Origin of the sequence: Kosakonia sp. BYX6, from assembly GCF_038449125.1 — a bacterium.
Classification (GTDB): Bacteria; Pseudomonadota; Gammaproteobacteria; order Enterobacterales; family Enterobacteriaceae; genus Kosakonia; species Kosakonia calanthes.
This window is the reverse complement of record NZ_CP151800.1, coordinates 4,486,230-4,509,192: the sequence shown is the minus strand read 5'-3', so window position 1 is coordinate 4,509,192 and position 22,963 is coordinate 4,486,230. Positions and strand designations below refer to the sequence as shown.

General features: G+C 52.3%; 15 protein-coding genes, 6 tRNA genes and 3 rRNA genes. 23 read left to right on the top strand and 1 reads right to left on the bottom strand.

The features are described from left to right. Nucleotides 1-4 precede the first annotated feature (4 nt). From pepQ to birA, 11 genes are all read left to right on the top strand, one after another. Nucleotides 5-1,336 carry a Xaa-Pro dipeptidase gene (pepQ, locus tag AAEY27_RS21070; protein WP_342322712.1) on the top strand — a complete coding sequence of 444 codons (1,332 nt, stop codon included), beginning with the start codon at nucleotides 5-7 and terminating at the stop codon, nucleotides 1,334-1,336. Next, nucleotides 1,336-1,950 (top strand): IMPACT family protein, encoded by a 615-nt coding sequence (locus AAEY27_RS21065; RefSeq protein WP_342322711.1) that lies wholly within the window; start codon nucleotides 1,336-1,338, stop codon nucleotides 1,948-1,950. Before pepQ ends, AAEY27_RS21065 begins: the two co-directional genes overlap by 1 nt. Nucleotides 1,951-1,991: 41 nt before the next feature. Next, nucleotides 1,992-3,443 carry a Trk system potassium transporter TrkH gene (gene trkH / locus AAEY27_RS21060; RefSeq protein ID WP_342322710.1) on the top strand — a complete coding sequence of 484 codons (1,452 nt, stop codon included), beginning with the start codon at nucleotides 1,992-1,994 and terminating at the stop codon, nucleotides 3,441-3,443. Nucleotides 3,444-3,454: 11 nt separating this feature from the next. Beyond that, nucleotides 3,455-3,997 (top strand): menaquinone-dependent protoporphyrinogen IX dehydrogenase, encoded by a 543-nt coding sequence (hemG, locus tag AAEY27_RS21055; RefSeq protein ID WP_342322709.1) that lies wholly within the window; start codon nucleotides 3,455-3,457, stop codon nucleotides 3,995-3,997. Nucleotides 3,998-4,355: 358 nt separating this feature from the next. Further along, a 16S ribosomal RNA gene (locus tag AAEY27_RS21050) occupies nucleotides 4,356-5,897 on the top strand. A gap of 71 nt (nucleotides 5,898-5,968) precedes the next feature. Continuing rightward, nucleotides 5,969-6,045, top strand: a tRNA-Ile gene (locus AAEY27_RS21045). 107 nt (nucleotides 6,046-6,152) lie between these two features. Continuing rightward, a tRNA-Ala gene (locus AAEY27_RS21040) sits at nucleotides 6,153-6,228 on the top strand. A 179-nt stretch (nucleotides 6,229-6,407) separates the two neighbouring features. Beyond that, nucleotides 6,408-9,313: ribosomal RNA gene (locus tag AAEY27_RS21035) — 23S ribosomal RNA — on the top strand. A gap of 102 nt (nucleotides 9,314-9,415) precedes the next feature. Further along, nucleotides 9,416-9,531, top strand: a 5S ribosomal RNA gene (rrf, locus tag AAEY27_RS21030). Together the 16S, 23S and 5S rRNA genes with 2 tRNA genes alongside form the textbook arrangement of a ribosomal RNA operon. A 124-nt stretch (nucleotides 9,532-9,655) precedes the next feature. Continuing rightward, nucleotides 9,656-10,684, top strand: coding sequence for a UDP-N-acetylmuramate dehydrogenase (gene murB / locus AAEY27_RS21025; protein ID WP_342322708.1), 1,029 nt, complete (start codon nucleotides 9,656-9,658; stop codon nucleotides 10,682-10,684). Continuing rightward, nucleotides 10,681-11,643, top strand: coding sequence for a bifunctional biotin--[acetyl-CoA-carboxylase] ligase/biotin operon repressor BirA (birA, locus tag AAEY27_RS21020; protein WP_342322707.1), 963 nt, complete (start codon nucleotides 10,681-10,683; stop codon nucleotides 11,641-11,643). The genes murB and birA overlap by 4 nt, the downstream gene beginning before the upstream one ends. Before the next feature lie 33 nt (nucleotides 11,644-11,676). Here the strand turns inward: birA and coaA are convergent, their stop codons facing one another. After that, complete coding sequence (gene coaA, locus AAEY27_RS21015; RefSeq protein WP_342322706.1) at nucleotides 11,677-12,627, bottom strand: type I pantothenate kinase; 951 nt, start codon at nucleotides 12,625-12,627, stop codon at nucleotides 11,677-11,679. Between the two features lie 551 nt (nucleotides 12,628-13,178). On the opposite strand from coaA, the gene AAEY27_RS21010 reads away from it, so the two are divergent. The 12 genes from AAEY27_RS21010 (at nucleotide 13,179) to rpoB (ending at nucleotide 22,935) form a co-directional block, all read left to right on the top strand. Next, nucleotides 13,179-13,254, top strand: a tRNA-Thr gene (locus AAEY27_RS21010). Between the two features lie 8 nt (nucleotides 13,255-13,262). After that, nucleotides 13,263-13,347, top strand: a tRNA-Tyr gene (locus AAEY27_RS21005). Nucleotides 13,348-13,459: 112 nt separating this feature from the next. Continuing rightward, nucleotides 13,460-13,534: transfer RNA gene (locus AAEY27_RS21000), tRNA-Gly, on the top strand. Between the two features lie 5 nt (nucleotides 13,535-13,539). Then, nucleotides 13,540-13,615: transfer RNA gene (locus tag AAEY27_RS20995), tRNA-Thr, on the top strand. Between the two features lie 114 nt (nucleotides 13,616-13,729). After that, nucleotides 13,730-14,914 carry an elongation factor Tu gene (gene tuf / locus AAEY27_RS20990; protein ID WP_342322705.1) on the top strand — a complete coding sequence of 395 codons (1,185 nt, stop codon included), beginning with the start codon at nucleotides 13,730-13,732 and terminating at the stop codon, nucleotides 14,912-14,914. Between the two features lie 228 nt (nucleotides 14,915-15,142). Further along, on the top strand, nucleotides 15,143-15,526 hold the full coding sequence (gene secE, locus AAEY27_RS20985) for a preprotein translocase subunit SecE (RefSeq protein ID WP_003033128.1): 384 nt from the start codon (nucleotides 15,143-15,145) through the stop codon (nucleotides 15,524-15,526). Between the two features lies 1 nt (nucleotide 15,527). Then, nucleotides 15,528-16,073, top strand: coding sequence for a transcription termination/antitermination protein NusG (gene nusG, locus AAEY27_RS20980; protein WP_006816549.1), 546 nt, complete (start codon nucleotides 15,528-15,530; stop codon nucleotides 16,071-16,073). A 141-nt stretch (nucleotides 16,074-16,214) separates the two neighbouring features. After that, nucleotides 16,215-16,643, top strand: a complete 429-nt coding sequence (gene rplK / locus AAEY27_RS20975) for a 50S ribosomal protein L11 (RefSeq protein WP_006688357.1) — start codon at nucleotides 16,215-16,217, stop codon at nucleotides 16,641-16,643. A gap of 3 nt (nucleotides 16,644-16,646) precedes the next feature. Then, entirely contained in the window at nucleotides 16,647-17,351 is a 705-nt protein-coding gene (gene rplA, locus AAEY27_RS20970) for a 50S ribosomal protein L1 (protein WP_342322704.1), read from the top strand. A gap of 299 nt (nucleotides 17,352-17,650) precedes the next feature. Next, nucleotides 17,651-18,148 carry a 50S ribosomal protein L10 gene (rplJ, locus tag AAEY27_RS20965; protein ID WP_007704673.1) on the top strand — a complete coding sequence of 166 codons (498 nt, stop codon included), beginning with the start codon at nucleotides 17,651-17,653 and terminating at the stop codon, nucleotides 18,146-18,148. 66 nt (nucleotides 18,149-18,214) lie between these two features. Then, nucleotides 18,215-18,583 carry a 50S ribosomal protein L7/L12 gene (gene rplL, locus AAEY27_RS20960; protein WP_035890291.1) on the top strand — a complete coding sequence of 123 codons (369 nt, stop codon included), beginning with the start codon at nucleotides 18,215-18,217 and terminating at the stop codon, nucleotides 18,581-18,583. A 323-nt stretch (nucleotides 18,584-18,906) separates the two neighbouring features. Then, nucleotides 18,907-22,935 carry a DNA-directed RNA polymerase subunit beta gene (gene rpoB / locus AAEY27_RS20955; protein WP_342322703.1) on the top strand — a complete coding sequence of 1,343 codons (4,029 nt, stop codon included), beginning with the start codon at nucleotides 18,907-18,909 and terminating at the stop codon, nucleotides 22,933-22,935. Nucleotides 22,936-22,963 lie beyond the last annotated feature (28 nt).

The window sequence follows — 22,963 nt, the reverse complement described above, 5'->3', positions numbered from 1 at the left end:
AACGATGGACTCACTGGCAGCACTTTATAAAAATCATATCGTTACGTTGCAAGAGCGCACCCGTGACGTGCTGGCGCGCTTCAAGCTCGACGCGTTACTTATTCACTCCGGCGAGCTGTTTAATGTCTTTCTCGACGACCACGCTTACCCGTTTAAAGTGAACCCGCAATTCAAAGCCTGGGTGCCGGTGACGCAAGTGCCGAACTGCTGGCTGCTGGTCGATGGTGTCAACAAACCGAAGTTGTGGTTCTATCTGCCGGTGGACTACTGGCATAACGTCGAGCCGCTGCCGACCTCCTTCTGGACCGAAGAAGTCGAAGTGATTGCGCTGCCGAAAGCCGATGGCATCGGAAGCTTGCTGCCCGCCGCGCGCAATAACATCGCTTATATTGGGCCGGTTGCTGAACGCGCTCTCGGCCTCGATATCGCGGCAAGTAACATCAACCCGAAAGGGGTGATCGATTACCTGCATTATTACCGTGCCTACAAAACCGATTATGAGCTGGCGTGCATGCGTGAAGCGCAGAAGACCGCGGTTATTGGTCATCGCGCGGCGCATGAGGCTTTCCAGTCCGGCATGAGCGAGTTCGACATCAACCTGGCGTACCTGACCGCCACCGGTCACCGCGATACCGATGTGCCGTATGGCAATATCGTGGCGCTCAACGAACACGCGGCCGTGCTGCATTACACCAAACTCGATCACCGCGCGCCGGCGGAAATGCGCAGTTTCCTGCTTGATGCTGGCGCGGAATATAACGGTTATGCCGCTGACCTGACGCGTACCTGGGCGGCAAACAGCGACACCGATTATGCGCAGTTGGTGAAAGACGTAAATGAAGAGCAGTTAGCGCTGATCGCCACCATGAAAGCGGGCGTTAACTACGTTGAGTACCATATTCAGTTCCATCAACGTATCGCTAAGCTGTTGCGTCGCCACCAAATCATCACCGATATCAGCGAAGAAGCGATGGTCGAGCAGGACATCACCGGGCCATTTATGCCGCACGGCATTGGTCACCCGCTCGGTTTACAGGTGCACGATGTCGCGGGCTTTATGCAGGATGACACCGGTACGCACCTGGCTGCGCCGTCGAAATACCCCTACTTGCGCTGCACGCGTGTGGTCCAGCCGCGCATGGTGTTGACCATTGAACCGGGTATCTATTTTATCGAATCGCTGTTGGCGCCGTGGCGCGATGGCCCGCTCGGCAAGCACTTCAACTGGCAGAAAATTGAAGCGCTGAAACCGTTCGGTGGTATTCGCATTGAAGATAACGTTGTCATTCACGAGAACAGCATTGAGAACATGACGCGGGATCAGAAGCTGGCGTAATGGAAAGTTGGTTAATACCGGCGGCTCCGGTCACCTTTAGCGAGGATATCAAAAAGAGCCGCTTTATTACGTTATTAGCCCATACCGATGGCGTGGACGCGGCAAAGGCGTTTGTCGAAACCGTGCGGGCTGAACACCCGGATGCGCGCCATCACTGTGTGGCCTGGGTTGCCGGGCCGCCGGACGATTCGCAGCAGTTGGGGTTTTCTGACGATGGCGAACCGGCGGGCACCGCAGGCAAACCGATACTCGCGCAGTTGATGGGCAGCGGTGTTGGCGAAATCACGGCGGTTGTAGTGCGTTATTACGGCGGCGTGCTGCTCGGTACTGGCGGGCTGGTTAAAGCTTACGGCGGGGGAGTGCAGCAAGCCTTAAGTCGACTTGCCACAACCCGCAAAATGCCATTAACCGAATATACTTTGTGTTGCGATTATGCACAGCTGGCGGGTGTTGAAACTCTGCTTGGGCAATTCGAGGGGAGGGTTGTCGCGAGCGATTATCAGGCGGCTGTGCATTTACGCGTGGCGCTTCCTCACAGCAGACTGGATGTGTTTTCGGCAAAGCTCGCAGATTTTAGCCGTGGCGCATTGCAATTGTTAAAAACTGAAGAATAATTCCCCACCTGATTTTCTGAACACCTAAGGAAGCGGCAGAGATGCATTTTCGCGCCATAACCCGAATCGTTGGACTGCTGGTCATCCTCTTTTCTGGAACGATGATCTTACCTGGACTGGTAGCCCTTATTTACCGTGATGGCGCGGGGCGTGCATTTACCCAGACATTCCTCGCCGCGTTAGTGATCGGCTCTATTTTGTGGTGGCCTAACCGCCGGGAAAAAGGCGAGCTGAAATCCCGCGAAGGCTTTCTGATTGTGGTGCTGTTCTGGACAGTGCTGGGTAGCGTGGGGGCGCTGCCGTTTATCTTTTCCGAAAGCCCCAACCTGACGGTAACAGATGCATTTTTTGAATCCTTCTCCGGTTTGACGACCACTGGCGCAACCACGCTAGTGGGGCTGGATTCGCTGCCGCACGCCATCCTGTTTTATCGCCAGATGCTCCAGTGGTTTGGCGGGATGGGGATCATTGTGCTGGCCGTGGCTATCTTGCCGATTCTCGGTGTCGGCGGCATGCAGCTCTATCGTGCTGAAATGCCCGGGCCGCTGAAAGATAACAAAATGCGCCCGCGTATCGCGGAAACGGCGAAAACGCTGTGGCTCATCTATGTGCTCTTGACCGTTGCTTGTGCACTGGCGCTGTGGTTTGCCGGCATGCCTGCTTTTGATGCGATTGGCCACAGTTTCTCGACTATCGCGATCGGCGGTTTCTCCACGCACGATGCCAGCGTCGGCTATTTCAACAGCCCGACCATCAACACCATTATTGCTATCTTCTTATTAATATCCGGCTGTAACTACGGCTTGCACTTTTCACTATTGAGCGGGCGAAGTCTGAAAGTGTACTGGCGCGATCCTGAATTTCGCATGTTTATTGGCGTGCAACTGACGCTGGTGGCAATTTGCACCGTGGTGCTGTGGTTCCATGATGTTTACGCGTCGGCGGTCACAACAGTCAACCAGGCTTTCTTCCAGGTCGTTTCGATGGCGACAACCGCTGGGTTCACGACCGACAGCATCGCCCGTTGGCCGCTGTTTTTGCCGGTGCTATTACTGTGCTCGGCATTTATCGGCGGTTGTGCCGGGTCGACCGGTGGTGGCCTGAAAGTGATTCGCATCTTGTTGCTGTTCAAACAGGGAAATCGCGAGTTGAAACGCCTGGTGCACCCGAACGCGGTGTACAGCATCAAACTTGGCCAGCGCGCGCTACCGGAACGTATCCTCGAAGCGGTGTGGGGATTCTTCTCTGCCTACGCGCTGGTGTTCATCGTCAGCATGCTGGCAATTATCGCCACTGGCGTTGATGATTTTTCCGCTTTTGCCTCGGTAGTCGCCACACTTAATAACCTGGGGCCGGGGCTGGGGGTTGTGGCGGACAACTTTGCGAGCATGAATCCGGTGGCGAAGTGGGTCCTCATCGGCAATATGCTATTTGGTCGTCTTGAGGTCTTCACCCTGCTGGTGTTGTTTACCCCCACCTTCTGGCGCGAGTAAGGGAGCTTGACGTGAAAACATTGATTCTATTTTCCACCCGCGATGGACAAACGCGCGAGATTGCTTCTTATCTGGCTTCCGAACTTAAAGAGCTTGGTGTGCACGCCGATGTGGTGAACCTGAACCGCACGCCGGACATTGAGTGGGATAACTACGATCGCGTGGTGATTGGCGCATCTATTCGCTATGGGCATTTCCATCCGGCGCTGGCGAGCTTTGTGAAAAAGCATCAGCAAAAACTTAATGCGCTGCCGAGCGCGTTCTATTCCGTCAACCTGGTGGCTCGCAAGCCCGAGAAGAGTTCCCCACAAACGAATAGTTATACGCGTAAGTTTTTGCTTTCGTCACCATGGCAGCCGGATCAATGTGCGGTGTTTGCTGGTGCGCTGCGTTACCCGCGCTACCGCTGGTATGACCGTTTGATGATTCAGTTAATTATGAAGATGACCGGCGGTGAAACGAATCCGACGAAAGAAGTTGTCTATACCGATTGGCTGCATGTTGCTAATTTTGCCCGTGAAATTGCTCAGTTAAACGGCAAGATGGCGGTTTAACGGGCATTGCGAATGAAAATTGAGCGAACGATAACTTTTTTGAATTTTATGCTTGTCAGCCGGAATTAACTCCCTATAATGCGCCTCCACTGACACGGCACAACGGCAGACACACCGGCCTGTCAGGTGAAGAATTCTGAAAATAATCAGTTGACTTCACGGCGGGAAAGCGTAATATGCACACCCCGCGCCGCAGCGAAAAGCGAGGCGGCACTGCTCTTTAACAATTTATCAGACAATCTGTGTGGGCACTCAGGGGATATGGATTCTTGAACGTCGCAAGACGCTAAATGAATACCAAGTCTCACGGGTGAACACGTAATTCATTACGAAGTTTAATTCAGTGAGCATCAAACTTAAATTGAAGAGTTTGATCATGGCTCAGATTGAACGCTGGCGGCAGGCCTAACACATGCAAGTCGGACGGTAACAGGAAGCAGCTTGCTGCTTCGCTGACGAGTGGCGGACGGGTGAGTAAAGTCTGGGAAACTGCCTGATGGAGGGGGATAACTACTGGAAACGGTAGCTAATACCGCATAACGTCGCAAGACCAAAGAGGGGGACCTTCGGGCCTCTTGCCATCAGATGTGCCCAGATGGGATTAGCTAGTAGGTGGGGTAAAGGCTCACCTAGGCGACGATCCCTAGCTGGTCTGAGAGGATGACCAGCCACACTGGAACTGAGACACGGTCCAGACTCCTACGGGAGGCAGCAGTGGGGAATATTGCACAATGGGCGCAAGCCTGATGCAGCCATGCCGCGTGTATGAAGAAGGCCTTCGGGTTGTAAAGTACTTTCAGCGGGGAGGAAGGGGGAATGGTTAATAACCATTTTCATTGACGTTACCCGCAGAAGAAGCACCGGCTAACTCCGTGCCAGCAGCCGCGGTAATACGGAGGGTGCAAGCGTTAATCGGAATTACTGGGCGTAAAGCGCACGCAGGCGGTCTGTCAAGTCGGATGTGAAATCCCCGGGCTCAACCTGGGAACTGCATTCGAAACTGGCAGGCTTGAGTCTCGTAGAGGGAGGTAGAATTCCAGGTGTAGCGGTGAAATGCGTAGAGATCTGGAGGAATACCGGTGGCGAAGGCGGCCTCCTGGACGAAGACTGACGCTCAGGTGCGAAAGCGTGGGGAGCAAACAGGATTAGATACCCTGGTAGTCCACGCCGTAAACGATGTCGACTTGGAGGTTGTGCCCTTGAGGCGTGGCTTCCGGAGCTAACGCGTTAAGTCGACCGCCTGGGGAGTACGGCCGCAAGGTTAAAACTCAAATGAATTGACGGGGGCCCGCACAAGCGGTGGAGCATGTGGTTTAATTCGATGCAACGCGAAGAACCTTACCTGGTCTTGACATCCACAGAACCTGGCAGAGATGCCGGGGTGCCTTCGGGAACTGTGAGACAGGTGCTGCATGGCTGTCGTCAGCTCGTGTTGTGAAATGTTGGGTTAAGTCCCGCAACGAGCGCAACCCTTATCCTTTGTTGCCAGCGGTCCGGCCGGGAACTCAAAGGAGACTGCCAGTGATAAACTGGAGGAAGGTGGGGATGACGTCAAGTCATCATGGCCCTTACGACCAGGGCTACACACGTGCTACAATGGCGCATACAAAGAGAAGCGACCTCGCGAGAGCAAGCGGACCTCATAAAGTGCGTCGTAGTCCGGATTGGAGTCTGCAACTCGACTCCATGAAGTCGGAATCGCTAGTAATCGTGAATCAGAATGTCACGGTGAATACGTTCCCGGGCCTTGTACACACCGCCCGTCACACCATGGGAGTGGGTTGCAAAAGAAGTAGGTAGCTTAACCTCCGGGAGGGCGCTTACCACTTTGTGATTCATGACTGGGGTGAAGTCGTAACAAGGTAACCGTAGGGGAACCTGCGGTTGGATCACCTCCTTACCTGAAAGAACCTGCCCCTGCAGTGCCCACACAGATTGTCTGATGAAAAACGAGCAGTAAAAAATCTCTGCAGGCTTGTAGCTCAGGTGGTTAGAGCGCACCCCTGATAAGGGTGAGGTCGGTGGTTCAAGTCCACTCAGGCCTACCAAATTTCTGCTGATGCTGCGTTGCGGCGACACTCGCATACTTCAGTATGCTTCGTGCCACCTCGCCCTGCCTCACCAGAAATTCCGGTTCATGAGGTTTGACTACGATGGGGCTATAGCTCAGCTGGGAGAGCGCCTGCTTTGCACGCAGGAGGTCTGCGGTTCGATCCCGCATAGCTCCACCATCCTTTACTGTTCGGTACAAGAAAACTTCAGAGTACACATTCTGTGTGTGCTGCGAAGTTTTGCTCTTTAAAAATCTGGATCAAGCTGAAAATTGAAACGCGGAGCAGTGCGAACTGTTCCGTGAGTCTCTCAAATTTTCGCAACGTGATGATGCGTAAGAAACATCTTCGGGTTGTGAGGTTAAGCGACTAAGCGTACACGGTGGATGCCCTGGCAGTCAGAGGCGATGAAGGACGTGCTAATCTGCGAAAAGCGCCGGTAAGGTGATATGAACCGTTATAGCCGGCGATGTCCGAATGGGGAAACCCGGTGCACTCAGGTGCATCATCACAGCATGAATCCATAGTGCTGTGAAGCGAACCGGGGGAACTGAAACATCTAAGTACCCCGAGGAAAAGAAATCAACCGAGATTCCCCCAGTAGCGGCGAGCGAACGGGGAACAGCCCAGAGCCTGAATCAGTTTGTGTGTCAGTGGAAGCGTCTGGAAAGTCGCGCGATACAGGGTGAAAGCCCCGTACACGAAGATGCACATGCTGTGAGCTCGAAGAGTAGGGCGGGACACGTGGTATCCTGTCTGAATATGGGGGGACCATCCTCCAAGGCTAAATACTCCTGACTGACCGATAGTGAACCAGTACCGTGAGGGAAAGGCGAAAAGAACCCCGGCGAGGGGAGTGAAAGAGAACCTGAAACCGTGTACGTACAAGCAGTGGGAGCCTCATTAATGGGGTGACTGCGTACCTTTTGTATAATGGGTCAGCGACTTATATTCTGTAGCAAGGTTAACCGTATAGGGGAGCCGAAGGGAAACCGAGTCTTAACTGGGCGTTAAGTTGCAGGGTATAGACCCGAAACCCGGTGATCTAGCCATGGGCAGGTTGAAGGTTGGGTAACACTAACTGGAGGACCGAACCGACTAATGTTGAAAAATTAGCGGATGACCTGTGGCTGGGGGTGAAAGGCCAATCAAACCGGGAGATAGCTGGTTCTCCCCGAAAGCTATTTAGGTAGCGCCTCGTGAATTCATCTCCGGGGGTAGAGCACTGTTTCGGCTAGGGGGCCATCCCGGCTTACCAACCCGATGCAAACTACGAATACCGGAGAATGTTATCACGGGAGACACACGGCGGGTGCTAACGTCCGTCGTGAAGAGGGAAACAACCCAGACCGCCAGCTAAGGTCCCAAAGTCATGGTTAAGTGGGAAACGATGTGGGAAGGCCCAGACAGCCAGGATGTTGGCTTAGAAGCAGCCATCATTTAAAGAAAGCGTAATAGCTCACTGGTCGAGTCGGCCTGCGCGGAAGATGTAACGGGGCTAAACCATGCACCGAAGCTGCGGCAGCGACGCTTATGCGTTGTTGGGTAGGGGAGCGTTCTGTAAGCCGTTGAAGGTGTGTCGTGAGGCATGCTGGAGGTATCAGAAGTGCGAATGCTGACATAAGTAACGATAAAGCGGGTGAAAAGCCCGCTCGCCGGAAGACCAAGGGTTCCTGTCCAACGTTAATCGGGGCAGGGTGAGTCGACCCCTAAGGCGAGGCCGAAAGGCGTAGTCGATGGGAAACAGGTTAATATTCCTGTACTTGGTGTTACTGCGAAGGGGGGACGGAGAAGGCTATGTCGGCCGGGCGACGGTTGTCCCGGTTTAAGCGTGCAGGTGGAACGACCAGGTAAATCCGGTTGTTTTTAACACTGAGGCGTGATGACGAGGCACCACGGTGCTGAAGTGACAAATGCCCTGCTTCCAGGAAAAGCCTCTAAGCATCAGGTAACACGAAATCGTACCCCAAACCGACACAGGTGGTCAGGTAGAGAATACCAAGGCGCTTGAGAGAACTCGGGTGAAGGAACTAGGCAAAATGGTGCCGTAACTTCGGGAGAAGGCACGCTGGTGCGTAGGTGAAGTGACTTGCTCACGGAGCTGAAACCAGTCGAAGATACCAGCTGGCTGCAACTGTTTATTAAAAACACAGCACTGTGCAAACACGAAAGTGGACGTATACGGTGTGACGCCTGCCCGGTGCCGGAAGGTTAATTGATGGGGTCAGCGCAAGCGAAGCTCCTGATCGAAGCCCCGGTAAACGGCGGCCGTAACTATAACGGTCCTAAGGTAGCGAAATTCCTTGTCGGGTAAGTTCCGACCTGCACGAATGGCGTAATGATGGCCAGGCTGTCTCCACCCGAGACTCAGTGAAATTGAACTCGCTGTGAAGATGCAGTGTACCCGCGGCAAGACGGAAAGACCCCGTGAACCTTTACTATAGCTTGACACTGAACACTGAGCCTTGATGTGTAGGATAGGTGGGAGGCTTTGAAGCGTGGACGCCAGTCTGCGTGGAGCCGACCTTGAAATACCACCCTTTAATGTTTGATGTTCTAACGTGGACCCGTGAACCGGGTTGCGGACAGTGTCTGGTGGGTAGTTTGACTGGGGCGGTCTCCTCCTAAAGCGTAACGGAGGAGCACGAAGGTCAGCTAATCCTGGTCGGACATCAGGAGGTTAGTGCAATGGCATAAGCTGGCTTGACTGCGAGCGTGACGGCGCGAGCAGGTGCGAAAGCAGGTCATAGTGATCCGGTGGTTCTGAATGGAAGGGCCATCGCTCAACGGATAAAAGGTACTCCGGGGATAACAGGCTGATACCGCCCAAGAGTTCATATCGACGGCGGTGTTTGGCACCTCGATGTCGGCTCATCACATCCTGGGGCTGAAGTAGGTCCCAAGGGTATGGCTGTTCGCCATTTAAAGTGGTACGCGAGCTGGGTTTAGAACGTCGTGAGACAGTTCGGTCCCTATCTGCCGTGGGCGCTGGAGAACTGAGGGGGGCTGCTCCTAGTACGAGAGGACCGGAGTGGACGCATCACTGGTGTTCGGGTTGTCATGCCAATGGCACTGCCCGGTAGCTAAATGCGGAAGAGATAAGTGCTGAAAGCATCTAAGCACGAAACTTGCCCCGAGATGAGTTCTCCCTGAGACTTAAAGTCTCCTGAAGGAACGTTGAAGACGACGACGTTGATAGGCCGGGTGTGTAAGCGCAGCGATGCGTTGAGCTAACCGGTACTAATGAACCGTGAGGCTTAACCTTACAACGCCGAAGATGTTTTGGTGTGAGAGAGAGAAGATTTTCAGCCTGATACAGATAAAGCCGGGTGCGGAGGAGAAGTCTGCATGCGGTAAACAGAATTTGCCTGGCGGCACTAGCGCGGTGGTCCCACCTGACCCCATGCCGAACTCAGAAGTGAAACGCCGTAGCGCCGATGGTAGTGTGGGGTCTCCCCATGCGAGAGTAGGGAACTGCCAGGCATCAGACAAGTGAAGAGGCCATCCGTCAGGATGGCCTTTTTGCGTTTTATCCCCATGAAACACCACAAGCGCTCACCTTATGGATGCGGTAAACTAGCCATGTTTTTGCATCAGGATAGCGTGAATGAATCTCTCCCTTAAGCACTGGAATACCTTTGGTATTGATCGTAATGCCCAGCGCATTGTATGTGCCGAAAATACGCCGCAACTGCTGAAAGCCTGGCAGACAGCAGTGCAAAACCAGCAGCCTGTGATGATCCTTGGCGAAGGCAGTAATGTGCTTTTCCTGGAAGATTTTGCAGGAACAATCATTATCAACCGCATCAAAGGTATTGACGTCAGCGAAGAGGCCGATGCCTGGCTTCTGCATGTCGGAGCCGGTGAGAACTGGCATAAACTGGTGCAGTTTACTCTTGAGCGAGGAATGCCTGGCCTTGAGAACCTGGCGCTGATTCCCGGCTGTGCAGGCTCTTCTCCTATCCAAAACATTGGTGCGTATGGCGTAGAGTTACAACGCGTCTGCAATTATGTCGACTGCGTAGAGCTCAGCAGCGGAAAGCTGCAACGTTTGCTTGCGCAAGCCTGCCGTTTTGGCTATCGCGACAGTATTTTTAAGCATGAATATCAGGATCGCTATGCAATCACAGCGGTAGGGCTACGTTTGACGAAAAACTGGCAGCCCGTGCTGACCTACGGTGAGCTGGCTCGCCTTGATCCGTCCACTGTTACGCCACAACAGGTTTTTGATGCAGTGTGCCACATGCGCACCAGCAAGCTGCCGGATCCAAAAATAAACGGCAATGCCGGTAGCTTCTTTAAAAACCCGGTCATTACGTCTGAGCAGGCCAGCATTTTACTGGCTGGTTTCCCGAATGCTCCACATTATCCGCAAGCTGATGGCTCCGTGAAGCTGGCTGCCGGTTGGCTTATCGATCAATGTCAGTTAAAGGGTGTTGTTGTAGGCGGAGCAGCAGTCCATCACTTACAAGCATTGGTGCTCATCAACGCGGGACAAGCCACAAGTGAAGATGTAGTGCAACTCGCGCATTTAGTCCGACAACGCGTAGGCGAAAAATTTAATGTCTGGCTGGAGCCAGAGGTACGGTTTATTGGCCGCTCCGGCGAGGTAAACGCAGTGGAGGCTATTGCATGAAAGATAATACCGTGCCGTTAACACTCATCTCTATTCTGGCGAATGGCGAGTTCCACTCCGGCGAACAGCTTGGCGAGCATTTAGGCATGAGCCGTGCCGCCATCAATAAACATGTTCAGACGCTACGAGATTGGGGCGTGGATGTTTTTACTGTGCCGGGCAAGGGCTACAGTCTCCCTGAACCCATCCAACTGCTTGATGAAAAAGTTATTAGTTGCCAGGTTAAACAAGGCAGCGTCGCTGTTCTGCCTGTGATTGATTCAACCAACCAATATTTGCTGGACCGACTTGGTGAATTGCAGTCTGGCGATGCCTGCGTTGCGGAATATCAGCAAGCAGGGCGCGGACGTCGTGGTCGTAAGTGGGTATCACCATTTGGGGCGAACCTCTATATCTCGATGTACTGGCGTCTCGAACAGGGCCCGGCTGCGGCTATCGGGTTAAGCCTGGTGATCGGCATCGTGATGGCTGAAGTTTTACGCGATCTTGGTGCTGATCAGGTTCGGGTGAAATGGCCAAATGACCTATATCTTCAAGATCGCAAACTAGCCGGCATTCTCGTCGAACTAACCGGCAAAACGGGCGATGCCGCGCAGATTGTGATTGGTGCGGGCGTCAACTTGGTGATGCGGAAAGCGCAGGCGGAAGATATCAATCAAGGCTGGATTAATTTGCAGGAAGCCGGTGTGCGCATTGACCGTAACCTGCTGGCGGCTCGTCTGGTTATTGAGTTACGAACCGCCTTGCAGCGCTTCGAGCAAGACGGCCTTGCGCCTTTTCTCTCCCGTTGGGAAGTGCTGGATAATTTTATTAACCGTCCGGTGAAATTGATTATTGGTGAAAAAGAAATATTCGGTATTTCTCGCGGGATCGATTCGCAAGGCGCTCTATTGCTTGAACAGAATAGGGTGATTAAGCCTTGGGTAGGTGGAGAAATATCGCTGCGTAGTGCGGAATAATAACAAGGGGAGCGTTGATGCTCCCCTTAATGTTTATTTACGCAGGCGCACTTGCTCAACTGCATGATTGGCGCTTTTTGTCATAATCAGGCTAGCGCGCTCGCGCGTGGGTAAGATATTTTCTTTAAGATTTAACCCGTTAATTTCTTTCCACAGCGACTGGGCGATCTCAATCGCTTCTTCTTTTGATAATTTCGCATAATTGTGGAAATAAGAATCCGGATTGGTAAACGCCCCTTCACGGAATTTCAGGAAGCGATTGATATACCAGGTCTGTAACAGATCTTCAGGTGCATCTACATAAATGGAAAAATCTACGAAGTCCGAAACAAAAACGTGGTGCGGATCATGAGGATAATCCATACCACTCTGTAAAACATTGAGTCCTTCGAGAATAAGAATATCCGGTTGAGCGACCGTTTTATCACCCTCTGGGATCACATCGTAGATGAGATGTGAATAAACCGGCGCGGTCACATTTGTCACACCTGATTTAATGTCGGATACGAACTGCACGAGACGATGCATATCGTAGGATTGTGGGAACCCTTTCTTCTTCATTAACCCGCGATCTTTCAATACCTGGTTGGGGTGCAAAAAGCCGTCGGTGGTAATGAGTTCAACGCGGCGATGTTCTGGCCAGCGGCTCAGCAGCGCCTGCAATACACGGGCAGTGGTGCTTTTACCCACTGCGACGCTACCAGCGATACTGATGATATAAGGAATGCGCTGCCCATTGGTGCCGAGAAATTGTTCAAGCACGGCCTGACGGCGCAGGTTTGAACTGATATAGAAATTGAGTAAACGGGAAAGTGGAAGATAAATTTCCGCAACTTCTTCCAAAGACAGGTCTTCATTAATGCCTTTTAATCTCGCGATTTCGCCCTCGGTCAGCGTCATCGGAACGGAATCACGAAGAGCAGCCCACTGGCTGCGATTAAACTGTAAGTAAGGCGTCATTAACGTTTGCTCTTTTTTACTCATAAGCTTTTATCTGCCTGCCATTATCATTCACTGCACATTATTCATGAGCGCAATGAAAGAGAGTCTCTTTAGATAATGCTATGGCACGACGTTATTGAATAAGTGGGATCAATGGGCAGGAGGTTAACACCAGATGGCAGCGAATAATATGAAAAATCGCGTCCGAATGAAGCGTTACGTTGCCAGCATCACGCTCTGCCCTTTACTCAACAATTGTAGCAACTCACTGATTTACTGATGCCACATGCATAACAAAGGCGGCCTGGAGGCAAAATCCACGCGCTTGGCGAGGCTATTAAGTATTTTTATGCGGCCCTGGAATTTTTTGCATCTTTGTAGATAAATTTCGCGATACCTCAACGATAATTCATAGAGGTAAAAGGCCTCGGAAAAGAAAACCGGATAGTGATAAATGGTGGTTTTTTCCACGGTGTTGCATGAAATTACAGCATTTCTTCGGGTTGTCGCGCAAAATGTGAGCGATAGAACATTTTGTGCAATTTTTTTGTTGCATCCATTCCTCTGTCTCCCTAGAATGCGCGCTACTTGATGCCGACTTAGCTCAGTAGGTAGAGCAACTGACTTGTAATCAGTAGGTCACCAGTTCGATTCCGGTAGTCGGCACCATCAAGTCCGGTGGGGTTCCCGAGCGGCCAAAGGGAGCAGACTGTAAATCTGCCGTCACAGACTTCGAAGGTTCGAATCCTTCCCCCACCACCATTTTCGGTTACGCTAAAACGTAACCTGAGTTGGTGTCAGTAGTGAATCAACTCTTAGGGAGAGAGTCTTCTCCCGAAAATACAGAAAGCACTGGGTAGCCGAGTTTCAGGATGCGGGCATCGTATAATGGCTATTACCTCAGCCTTCCAAGCTGATGATGCGGGTTCGATTCCCGCTGCCCGCTCCAAACGTGCTGATATGGCTCAGTTGGTAGAGCGCACCCTTGGTAAGGGTGAGGTCCCCAGTTCGACTCTGGGTATCAGCACCACTTCACTTCTCCTCCCTGGTTTCTCTTCTGTTATTTAGCATTCAACGAGTCGGGCGTGTTGCCTGGTTGATGTGGTGATATCACCGATTTATCCGTGTCTTAGAGGGACAATCGATGTCTAAAGAAAAGTTTGAACGTACAAAACCGCACGTTAACGTCGGTACTATCGGCCACGTTGACCATGGTAAAACAACGCTGACTGCTGCAATCACTACCGTACTGGCTAAAACCTACGGCGGTGCTGCGCGCGCATTCGACCAGATCGATAACGCGCCGGAAGAAAAAGCTCGTGGTATCACCATCAACACTTCTCACGTTGAATATGACACCCCGACTCGCCACTACGCACACGTAGACTGCCCGGGCCACGCCGACTATGTTAAAAACATGATCACCGGTGCTGCGCAGATGGATGGCGCGATCCTGGTTGTAGCTGCGACTGACGGCCCGATGCCGCAGACCCGTGAGCACATCCTGCTGGGTCGTCAGGTAGGCGTTCCGTACATCATCGTGTTCCTGAACAAATGTGACATGGTAGATGACGAAGAGCTGCTGGAACTGGTAGAGATGGAAGTTCGTGAACTGCTGTCTCAGTACGATTTCCCGGGCGACGACACGCCGATCATCCGTGGTTCTGCTCTGAAAGCGCTGGAAGGCGACGCAGAGTGGGAAGCGAAAATCATCGAACTGGCCGGCTTCCTGGATTCTTACATCCCGGAACCTGAGCGTGCGATTGACAAGCCGTTCCTGCTGCCGATCGAAGACGTATTCTCCATCTCCGGTCGTGGTACCGTTGTTACCGGTCGTGTAGAGCGCGGTATCATCAAAGTGGGTGAAGAAGTTGAGATCGTTGGTATCAAAGACACCGCGAAATCCACCTGTACCGGCGTAGAAATGTTCCGCAAACTGCTGGACGAAGGCCGTGCTGGTGAGAACGTAGGCGTTCTGCTGCGTGGTATCAAACGTGAAGAAATCGAACGTGGTCAGGTACTGGCTAAGCCGGGTTCCATCAAGCCGCACACCAAATTCGAATCAGAAGTTTACATCCTGTCCAAAGATGAAGGCGGCCGTCATACTCCGTTCTTCAAAGGCTACCGTCCGCAGTTCTACTTCCGTACAACTGACGTGACTGGCACCATCGAACTGCCGGAAGGCGTGGAGATGGTAATGCCGGGCGACAACATCAAAATGGTTGTTACCCTGATTCACCCGATTGCAATGGACGATGGTCTGCGTTTCGCAATCCGTGAAGGCGGCCGTACCGTTGGCGCGGGCGTTGTAGCAAAAGTTCTCGGTTAATCGCTGATAACATTTGACGCAATGCGCAAGAAAAGGGCATCATTTGATGCCCTTTTTGTACGCTTTCGAACCAGAACCTGGCTCATCAGTGATTTTATTTGTCATAATCATTGCTGAGACAGGCTCTGAAGAGGGCGTTAGTCCGAAACTCGCCAGAGCATTTCGGTTTGGTTGCCTCGCTTATGCGGGGCAAAAATCTTTGTCTGAATTCTTGTGACAGGTTGGTTTATGAGTGCGAATACCGAAGCTCAAGGGAGCGGGCGCGGCCTGGAAGCGATGAAGTGGGTTGTTGTTGCTGTACTGCTGCTCGTGGCTATCGTAGGCAACTATCTTTATCGTGACATGATGCTGCCGCTCCGCGCGCTGGCAGTTGTAATTCTGATTGCTGCAGCAGGTGGTGTCGCGCTGTTGACGACGAAGGGTAAAGCGACCGTTGCTTTTGCCCGTGAAGCGAGAACCGAAGTACGTAAAGTGATTTGGCCCACTCGTCAGGAAACATTGCACACCACATTGATCGTGGCTGCGGTAACCGCAGTCATGTCACTGATCCTGTGGGGACTGGATGGTATTCTGGTCCGCCTGGTTTCCTTTATCACTGGCCTGAGGTTCTGAGATGTCTGAAGCTCCTAAAAAGCGCTGGTACGTCGTTCAGGCGTTTTCCGGTTTTGAAGGCCGCGTAGCGACGTCGCTGCGTGAGCATATCAAATTACACAATATGGAAGAGTTGTTTGGTGAAGTCATGGTTCCGACCGAAGAAGTGGTCGAAATCCGTGGTGGCCAGCGTCGCAAAAGCGAACGCAAATTCTTCCCGGGCTACGTGCTCGTGCAGATGGTGATGAATGACGCCAGCTGGCACCTGGTACGCAGCGTTCCGCGCGTAATGGGCTTCATCGGTGGTACTTCCGATCGTCCGGCACCAATTAGCGACAAAGAAGTGGATGCGATCATGAACCGCCTGCAGCAGGTGGGTGATAAGCCGCGTCCGAAAACGCTGTTTGAACCGGGTGAAATGGTCCGCGTTAGCGATGGTCCGTTCGCCGACTTTAACGGTGTGGTTGAAGAAGTGGACTATGAGAAGTCCCGCCTGAAAGTTTCTGTTTCTATCTTCGGTCGTGCGACTCCGGTAGAACTGGATTTCAGCCAGGTCGAAAAAGCCTAAATATTCGGCGATCAAACGTTGCGCAGGGCGCGAAATTGACATACAATTTCGCGCCTTTTGTTTTTATGGGTCTCGTACCCGTAAAACGCATTTAAACACGGGGAGCCTTTCGGGGCGCTATACCCAAACGAGGAAATTTCAATGGCTAAGAAAGTCCAGGCCTACGTCAAGCTGCAGGTTGCAGCTGGCATGGCAAACCCGAGCCCGCCGGTCGGTCCGGCTCTGGGTCAGCAGGGTGTTAACATCATGGAATTCTGTAAAGCGTTCAACGCGAAAACTGATTCCATGGAAAAAGGTCTGCCGATTCCGGTTGTTATAACCGTTTACGCTGACCGTTCCTTCACTTTCGTTACCAAAACGCCTCCGGCAGCAGTTCTGCTGAAGAAAGCGGCTGGTATCAAGTCTGGTTCCGGCAAGCCGAACAAAGACAAAGTGGGCAAAATCTCCCGCGCTCAGCTGCAGGAAATCGCTCAGACTAAAGCCGCGGACATGACCGGTGCTGACATTGAAGCGATGACTCGCTCAATCGAAGGTACTGCTCGTTCCATGGGCCTGGTAGTGGAGGATTAAGAAATGGCTAAACTGACCAAGCGCATGCGCGTGATCCGTGACAAAGTTGATGCGACCAAACAGTACGACATCAACGAAGCCATTGCTCTGCTGAAAGAGCTGGCCACTGCTAAATTCGTAGAAAGCGTAGACGTTGCCGTTAACCTCGGTATCGACGCGCGTAAATCTGACCAGAACGTACGTGGTGCAACTGTACTGCCGCACGGTACTGGCCGTTCTGTTCGCGTAGCCGTATTTGCCCAGGGCCCGAACGCTGAAGCTGCTAAAGCAGCTGGCGCAGAGCTGGTAGGTATGGAAGATCTGGCTGACCAGATCAAGAAAGGCGAAATGAACTTTGACGTTGTTATTGCTTCCCCGGATGCAATGCGCGTTGTTGGCCAGCTGGGCCAGGTTCTGGGTCCGCGTGGCCTGATGCCGAACCCGAAAGTGGGTACTGTAACGCCGAACGTTGCTGAAGCAGTTAAAAACGCTAAAGCTGGTCAGGTTCGTTACCGTAACGATAAAAACGGCATCATCCACACCACCATCGGTAAAGTGGACTTTGACGCTGACAAACTGAAAGAAAACCTGGAGTCTCTGCTGGTTGCCCTGAAAAAAGCAAAACCGTCGCAGGCGAAAGGTGTGTACATCAAGAAAGTTAGTATCTCCACCACCATGGGTGCTGGTGTTGCGGTAGACCAGGCTGGTCTGAGCGCAGCGGCGAACTAATATTCGCCTTTACGTGGGTGGTGGATTTGTCTACAATCTTCCCCCACGTTTTGCTAGCGAAAGTTAGCAAGCAAACAGATTTGTTCGTTGGAGCCTGGCCTAATCCAGGCCTCCGTCGAAGACCGCAGGTGTTTCGTTAGAAACTTAATTCCCTGCGTAGACGGTGACAGAACCTGAAGAATATTTTTTAAGTACTCTTTGGCTTGTTTCTGCTCACCGTATTAAGACGCTCTTTTCTTTGAGAAGAGTGAAGTGAGTTCCAGGGCAAGAGCCCTGGCAAACATCCAGGAGCAAAGCTAATGGCTTTAAATCTTCAAGACAAACAAGCGATTGTTGCTGAAGTCAGCGAAGTAGCCAAAGGCGCGCTGTCTGCGGTTGTTGCGGATTCCCGTGGCGTTACCGTAGATAAAATGACCGAACTGCGTAAAGCAGGTCGCGAAGCCGGCGTTTACATGCGTGTTGTTCGTAACACCCTGCTGCGCCGTGTTGTTGAGGGTACTCAGTTTGAGTGCCTGAAAGACGCGTTCGTTGGTCCGACCCTGATTGCATATTCTATGGAACACCCGGGCGCTGCTGCTCGTCTGTTCAAAGATTTCGCGAAAGCGAATGCAAAATTTGAGGTCAAAGCCGCTGCCTTTGAAGGTGAGTTGATCCCGGCATCGCAAATCGATCGCCTGGCAACCCTGCCGACATACGAAGAAGCAATTGCACGCCTGATGGCAACCATGAAAGAAGCCTCTGCTGGCAAACTGGTTCGCACTCTGGCTGCTGTACGCGATGCGAAAGAAGCTGCTTAATCGCAGTTTTCTCTATAACGCATTCGCTTACGTATAAACTTATTCTGATATTCAGGAACAATTTAAATGTCTATCACTAAAGATCAAATCATTGAAGCAGTTGCCGCTATGTCCGTAATGGACGTTGTAGAACTGATTTCTGCAATGGAAGAAAAATTCGGTGTTTCCGCTGCTGCTGCTGTAGCTGTTGCTGCTGGCCCGGCTGCTGAAGCTGCTGAAGAAAAAACTGAGTTCGACGTAATTCTGAAAGCCGCTGGCGCTAACAAAGTTGCTGTTATCAAAGCAGTACGTGGCGCAACTGGCCTGGGTCTGAAAGAAGCTAAAGACCTGGTAGAATCTGCTCCGGCCGCTCTGAAAGAAGGCGTGAGCAAAGATGACGCTGAAGCTCTGAAAAAATCTCTGGAAGAAGCTGGCGCTGAAGTTGAAGTTAAATAAGCCAACCCTTCCGGTTGCAGCCTGAGGAATTAGGCTGATGGCTGGTGACTTTTTGGTCACCAGCCTTTTTGCGCTGTAAAAGGTGCCGGTAGCGTTTCACACTGTTTGACTGCCAGTAGCCTTTACAATGCTTGTTTCTATCGACGACTTAATATACTGCGACAGAAGGCCTCTTCTGTGTAAACCGCAATGAAATGATTTAAGCGTGATAGCAACAAGCATTGCGGAAAGTGCTCCACTTTCCGGTCAAAAAAATAGTGTTGCATAAACTGTCCTTTTCTATGGACAGAGTGGGTCGACTTGTCAGCGAGCTGAGGAACCCTATGGTTTACTCCTATACCGAGAAAAAACGTATTCGTAAGGATTTTGGTAAACGTCCACAAGTACTGGATGTTCCATATCTCCTTTCTATCCAGCTTGACTCGTTCCAGAAGTTCATCGAGCAAGATCCTGAAGGCCAGTACGGTCTCGAAGCGGCGTTCCGCTCCGTGTTCCCGATTAAAAGCTACAGCGGCAATTCGGAACTGCAATACGTCAGCTACCGTCTTGGCGAACCCGTATTTGATGTTAAAGAATGTCAGATCCGTGGCGTAACGTATTCCGCTCCGCTGCGCGTAAAACTGCGTCTGGTGATCTACGAGCGCGAAGCGCCGGAAGGCACCGTTAAAGACATTAAAGAACAAGAAGTCTACATGGGCGAAATTCCGCTCATGACCGACAACGGTACCTTTGTTATCAACGGTACTGAGCGTGTTATCGTTTCTCAGCTGCACCGTAGCCCTGGTGTCTTCTTTGACAGCGACAAGGGTAAAACCCACTCATCTGGTAAGGTGCTTTATAACGCACGTATTATTCCTTACCGTGGGTCATGGCTGGACTTTGAATTCGATCCGAAAGACAACCTGTTCGTTCGTATCGACCGTCGTCGTAAGCTGCCAGCTACCATTATTCTGCGCGCGCTGAACTACACCACTGAGCAGATCCTTGACCTGTTCTTTGAAAAAGTTGCCTTTGAAATCCGCGACAACAAGCTGCAGATGGAACTGGTGCCGGAACGCCTGCGTGGTGAAACCGCGTCTTTCGATATCGAAGCGAACGGCAAAATGTATGTTGAGAAAGGCCGTCGCATCACTGCGCGCCATATTCGTCAGCTGGAAAAAGACGAAATCCAACATATCGAAGTCCCGGTTGAGTACATCGCAGGCAAAGTTGCCTCTAAAGACTACGTTGACGAATCCACTGGCGAACTGATCTGCCCGGCAAACATGGAGCTGTCGCTCGATCTGCTGGCTAAGCTGAGCCAATCTGGTCACAAACGTATCGAAACTCTGTTCACCAACGATCTGGACCACGGTCCGTACATTTCTGAAACTGTACGTGTCGACCCGACCAACGATCGCCTGAGCGCGCTGGTAGAAATCTACCGCATGATGCGCCCTGGTGAGCCGCCGACTCGCGAAGCGGCTGAAAGCCTGTTCGAGAACTTGTTCTTCTCCGAAGACCGCTACGATCTGTCTGCGGTTGGTCGTATGAAGTTCAACCGTTCTCTGCTGCGCGACAGCATCGAAGGTTCCGGTATCCTGAGCAAAGAAGACATCATCGAAGTGATGAAAAAGCTCATCGGTATCCGTAACGGCATCGGTGAAGTGGATGATATCGACCACCTCGGCAACCGTCGTATCCGTTCCGTTGGCGAAATGGCGGAAAACCAATTCCGCGTTGGCCTGGTGCGTGTAGAACGTGCGGTGAAAGAGCGCCTGTCTCTGGGCGATCTGGATACCCTGATGCCGCAGGACATGATCAACGCCAAGCCAATCTCTGCCGCAGTGAAAGAGTTCTTCGGTTCCAGCCAGCTGTCTCAGTTTATGGATCAGAACAACCCGCTGTCTGAGATTACGCACAAACGTCGTATCTCCGCACTCGGCCCAGGCGGTCTGACCCGTGAGCGTGCAGGCTTTGAAGTTCGAGACGTTCACCCGACCCACTACGGTCGTGTATGTCCGATCGAAACGCCTGAAGGTCCGAACATCGGTCTGATCAACTCCCTGTCCGTGTACGCACAGACTAACGAATACGGCTTCCTCGAAACGCCGTACCGTAAAGTCACTGACGGCGTGGTGACTGACGAGATCCATTACCTTTCTGCAATTGAAGAAGGTAACTACGTTATCGCTCAGGCGAACACCAACCTGACGGATGAAGGTCGTTTTGCAGAAGATCTGGTGACCTGCCGCAGCAAAGGCGAATCCAGCCTGTTCAGCGCAGACCAGGTTGACTACATGGACGTTTCCACCCAGCAGGTGGTTTCCGTCGGTGCGTCCCTGATCCCGTTCCTGGAACACGATGACGCCAACCGTGCATTGATGGGTGCGAACATGCAACGTCAGGCGGTTCCGACTCTGCGCGCTGATAAGCCGCTGGTTGGTACCGGTATGGAACGAGCTGTTGCCGTTGACTCCGGTGTAACCGCCGTTGCTAAACGTGGCGGTACCGTTCAGTACGTGGATGCCTCCCGTATCGTTATCAAAGTTAACGAAGACGAGATGTACCCGGGCGAAGCAGGTATCGACATTTATAACCTGACCAAATACACCCGTTCTAACCAGAACACCTGCATCAACCAGATGCCGTGTGTGTATCTGGGTGAGCCAATTGAGCGCGGCGACGTGCTGGCAGACGGTCCGTCCACCGACCTCGGTGAACTGGCGCTCGGTCAGAACATGCGCGTAGCGTTCATGCCGTGGAACGGTTACAACTTCGAAGACTCCATTCTCGTCTCCGAACGTGTGGTTCAGGAAGATCGTTTCACCACTATTCACATCCAGGAACTGGCTTGTGTGTCCCGTGACACCAAACTGGGGCCGGAAGAGATCACTGCCGACATCCCGAACGTGGGTGAAGCTGCGCTCTCCAAACTGGATGAATCCGGTATCGTTTACATCGGTGCAGAAGTGACCGGCGGCGACATTTTGGTTGGTAAGGTAACGCCGAAAGGTGAAACCCAGCTGACACCAGAAGAGAAACTGCTGCGCGCGATCTTCGGTGAGAAAGCGTCTGACGTTAAAGACTCTTCTCTGCGCGTACCAAACGGTGTTTCCGGTACTGTTATCGACGTTCAGGTCTTCACCCGCGATGGCGTGGAAAAAGACAAACGTGCGCTGGAAATCGAAGAGATGCAGCTGAAGCAGGCGAAGAAAGACCTGTCTGAAGAATTGCAGATCCTCGAAGCTGGCCTGTTTAGCCGTATCCATACCGTGCTGGTTTCCGGTGGCGTTGAAGCTGACAAGCTCGACAAACTACCGCGCGACCGCTGGCTGGAACTCGGCCTGACCGACGAAGCGAAACAAAATCAGCTGGAACAGCTGGCTGAGCAGTATGACGAACTGAAACACGAGTTCGAGAAAAAACTCGAAGCGAAACGCCGCAAAATCACTCAAGGCGACGATCTGGCACCGGGCGTGCTGAAGATTGTTAAGGTTTATCTGGCCGTTAAACGTCAGATCCAGCCGGGTGACAAAATGGCAGGTCGTCACGGTAACAAGGGTGTTATTTCTAAGATCAACCCGATCGAAGATATGCCTTACGATGAAAACGGCACGCCGGTAGACATCGTACTGAACCCGCTGGGCGTACCGTCTCGTATGAACATCGGTCAGATCCTCGAAACCCACCTGGGTATGGCTGCGAAAGGTATTGGCGATAAGATCAACGCCATGCTGAAACAGCAGCAAGAAGTCGCGAAACTGCGCGAGTTCATCCAGCGTGCGTACGATCTGGGTGCTGACGTTCGTCAGAAAGTCGACCTGAGCACCTTCAGCGATGAGGAAGTTCTGCGTCTGGCAGAAAACCTGCGCAAAGGCATGCCGATCGCAACGCCGGTATTCGACGGTGCGAAAGAGTCTGAAATCAAGGAACTGTTACAGCTGGGTGGCCTGCCGACTTCCGGTCAGATCACGCTGTTCGACGGTCGTACCGGTGAGCAATTCGAGCGCCAGGTTACCGTTGGCTACATGTACATGCTGAAACTGAACCACCTGGTTGATGACAAGATGCATGCGCGTTCCACCGGTTCTTACAGCCTGGTTACTCAGCAGCCGCTGGGTGGTAAGGCGCAGTTCGGTGGTCAGCGCTTCGGGGAGATGGAAGTGTGGGCGCTGGAAGCATACGGCGCGGCATACACCCTGCAGGAAATGCTTACCGTTAAGTCTGATGACGTGAACGGTCGTACCAAGATGTATAAAAACATCGTGGACGGCAATCATCAGATGGAACCGGGTATGCCAGAGTCCTTCAACGTACTGTTGAAAGAGATTCGTTCGCTGGGTATCAACATCGAGCTGGAAGACGAGTAACTCTCGCTCAAACAGGTCACTGGTGTCG

What these genes read in the sequence shown, in the direction of transcription:
- pepQ (WP_342322712.1), top strand. Translation starts at nt 5, where the DNA reads ATGGACTCACTGGCAGCACTTTATAAAAATCATATCGTTACGTTGCAA.
- AAEY27_RS21065 (WP_342322711.1), top strand. Translation starts at nt 1,336, where the DNA reads ATGGAAAGTTGGTTAATACCGGCGGCTCCGGTCACCTTTAGCGAGGAT.
- trkH (WP_342322710.1), top strand. Translation starts at nt 1,992, where the DNA reads ATGCATTTTCGCGCCATAACCCGAATCGTTGGACTGCTGGTCATCCTC.
- murB (WP_342322708.1), top strand. Translation starts at nt 9,656, where the DNA reads ATGAATCTCTCCCTTAAGCACTGGAATACCTTTGGTATTGATCGTAAT.
- birA (WP_342322707.1), top strand. Translation starts at nt 10,681, where the DNA reads ATGAAAGATAATACCGTGCCGTTAACACTCATCTCTATTCTGGCGAAT.
- coaA (WP_342322706.1), bottom strand. Translation starts at nt 12,627, where the DNA reads ATGAGTAAAAAAGAGCAAACGTTAATGACGCCTTACTTACAGTTTAAT.
- tuf (WP_342322705.1), top strand. Translation starts at nt 13,730, where the DNA reads ATGTCTAAAGAAAAGTTTGAACGTACAAAACCGCACGTTAACGTCGGT.
- secE (WP_003033128.1), top strand. Translation starts at nt 15,143, where the DNA reads ATGAGTGCGAATACCGAAGCTCAAGGGAGCGGGCGCGGCCTGGAAGCG.
- nusG (WP_006816549.1), top strand. Translation starts at nt 15,528, where the DNA reads ATGTCTGAAGCTCCTAAAAAGCGCTGGTACGTCGTTCAGGCGTTTTCC.
- rplK (WP_006688357.1), top strand. Translation starts at nt 16,215, where the DNA reads ATGGCTAAGAAAGTCCAGGCCTACGTCAAGCTGCAGGTTGCAGCTGGC.
- rplA (WP_342322704.1), top strand. Translation starts at nt 16,647, where the DNA reads ATGGCTAAACTGACCAAGCGCATGCGCGTGATCCGTGACAAAGTTGAT.
- rplJ (WP_007704673.1), top strand. Translation starts at nt 17,651, where the DNA reads ATGGCTTTAAATCTTCAAGACAAACAAGCGATTGTTGCTGAAGTCAGC.
- rplL (WP_035890291.1), top strand. Translation starts at nt 18,215, where the DNA reads ATGTCTATCACTAAAGATCAAATCATTGAAGCAGTTGCCGCTATGTCC.
- rpoB (WP_342322703.1), top strand. Translation starts at nt 18,907, where the DNA reads ATGGTTTACTCCTATACCGAGAAAAAACGTATTCGTAAGGATTTTGGT.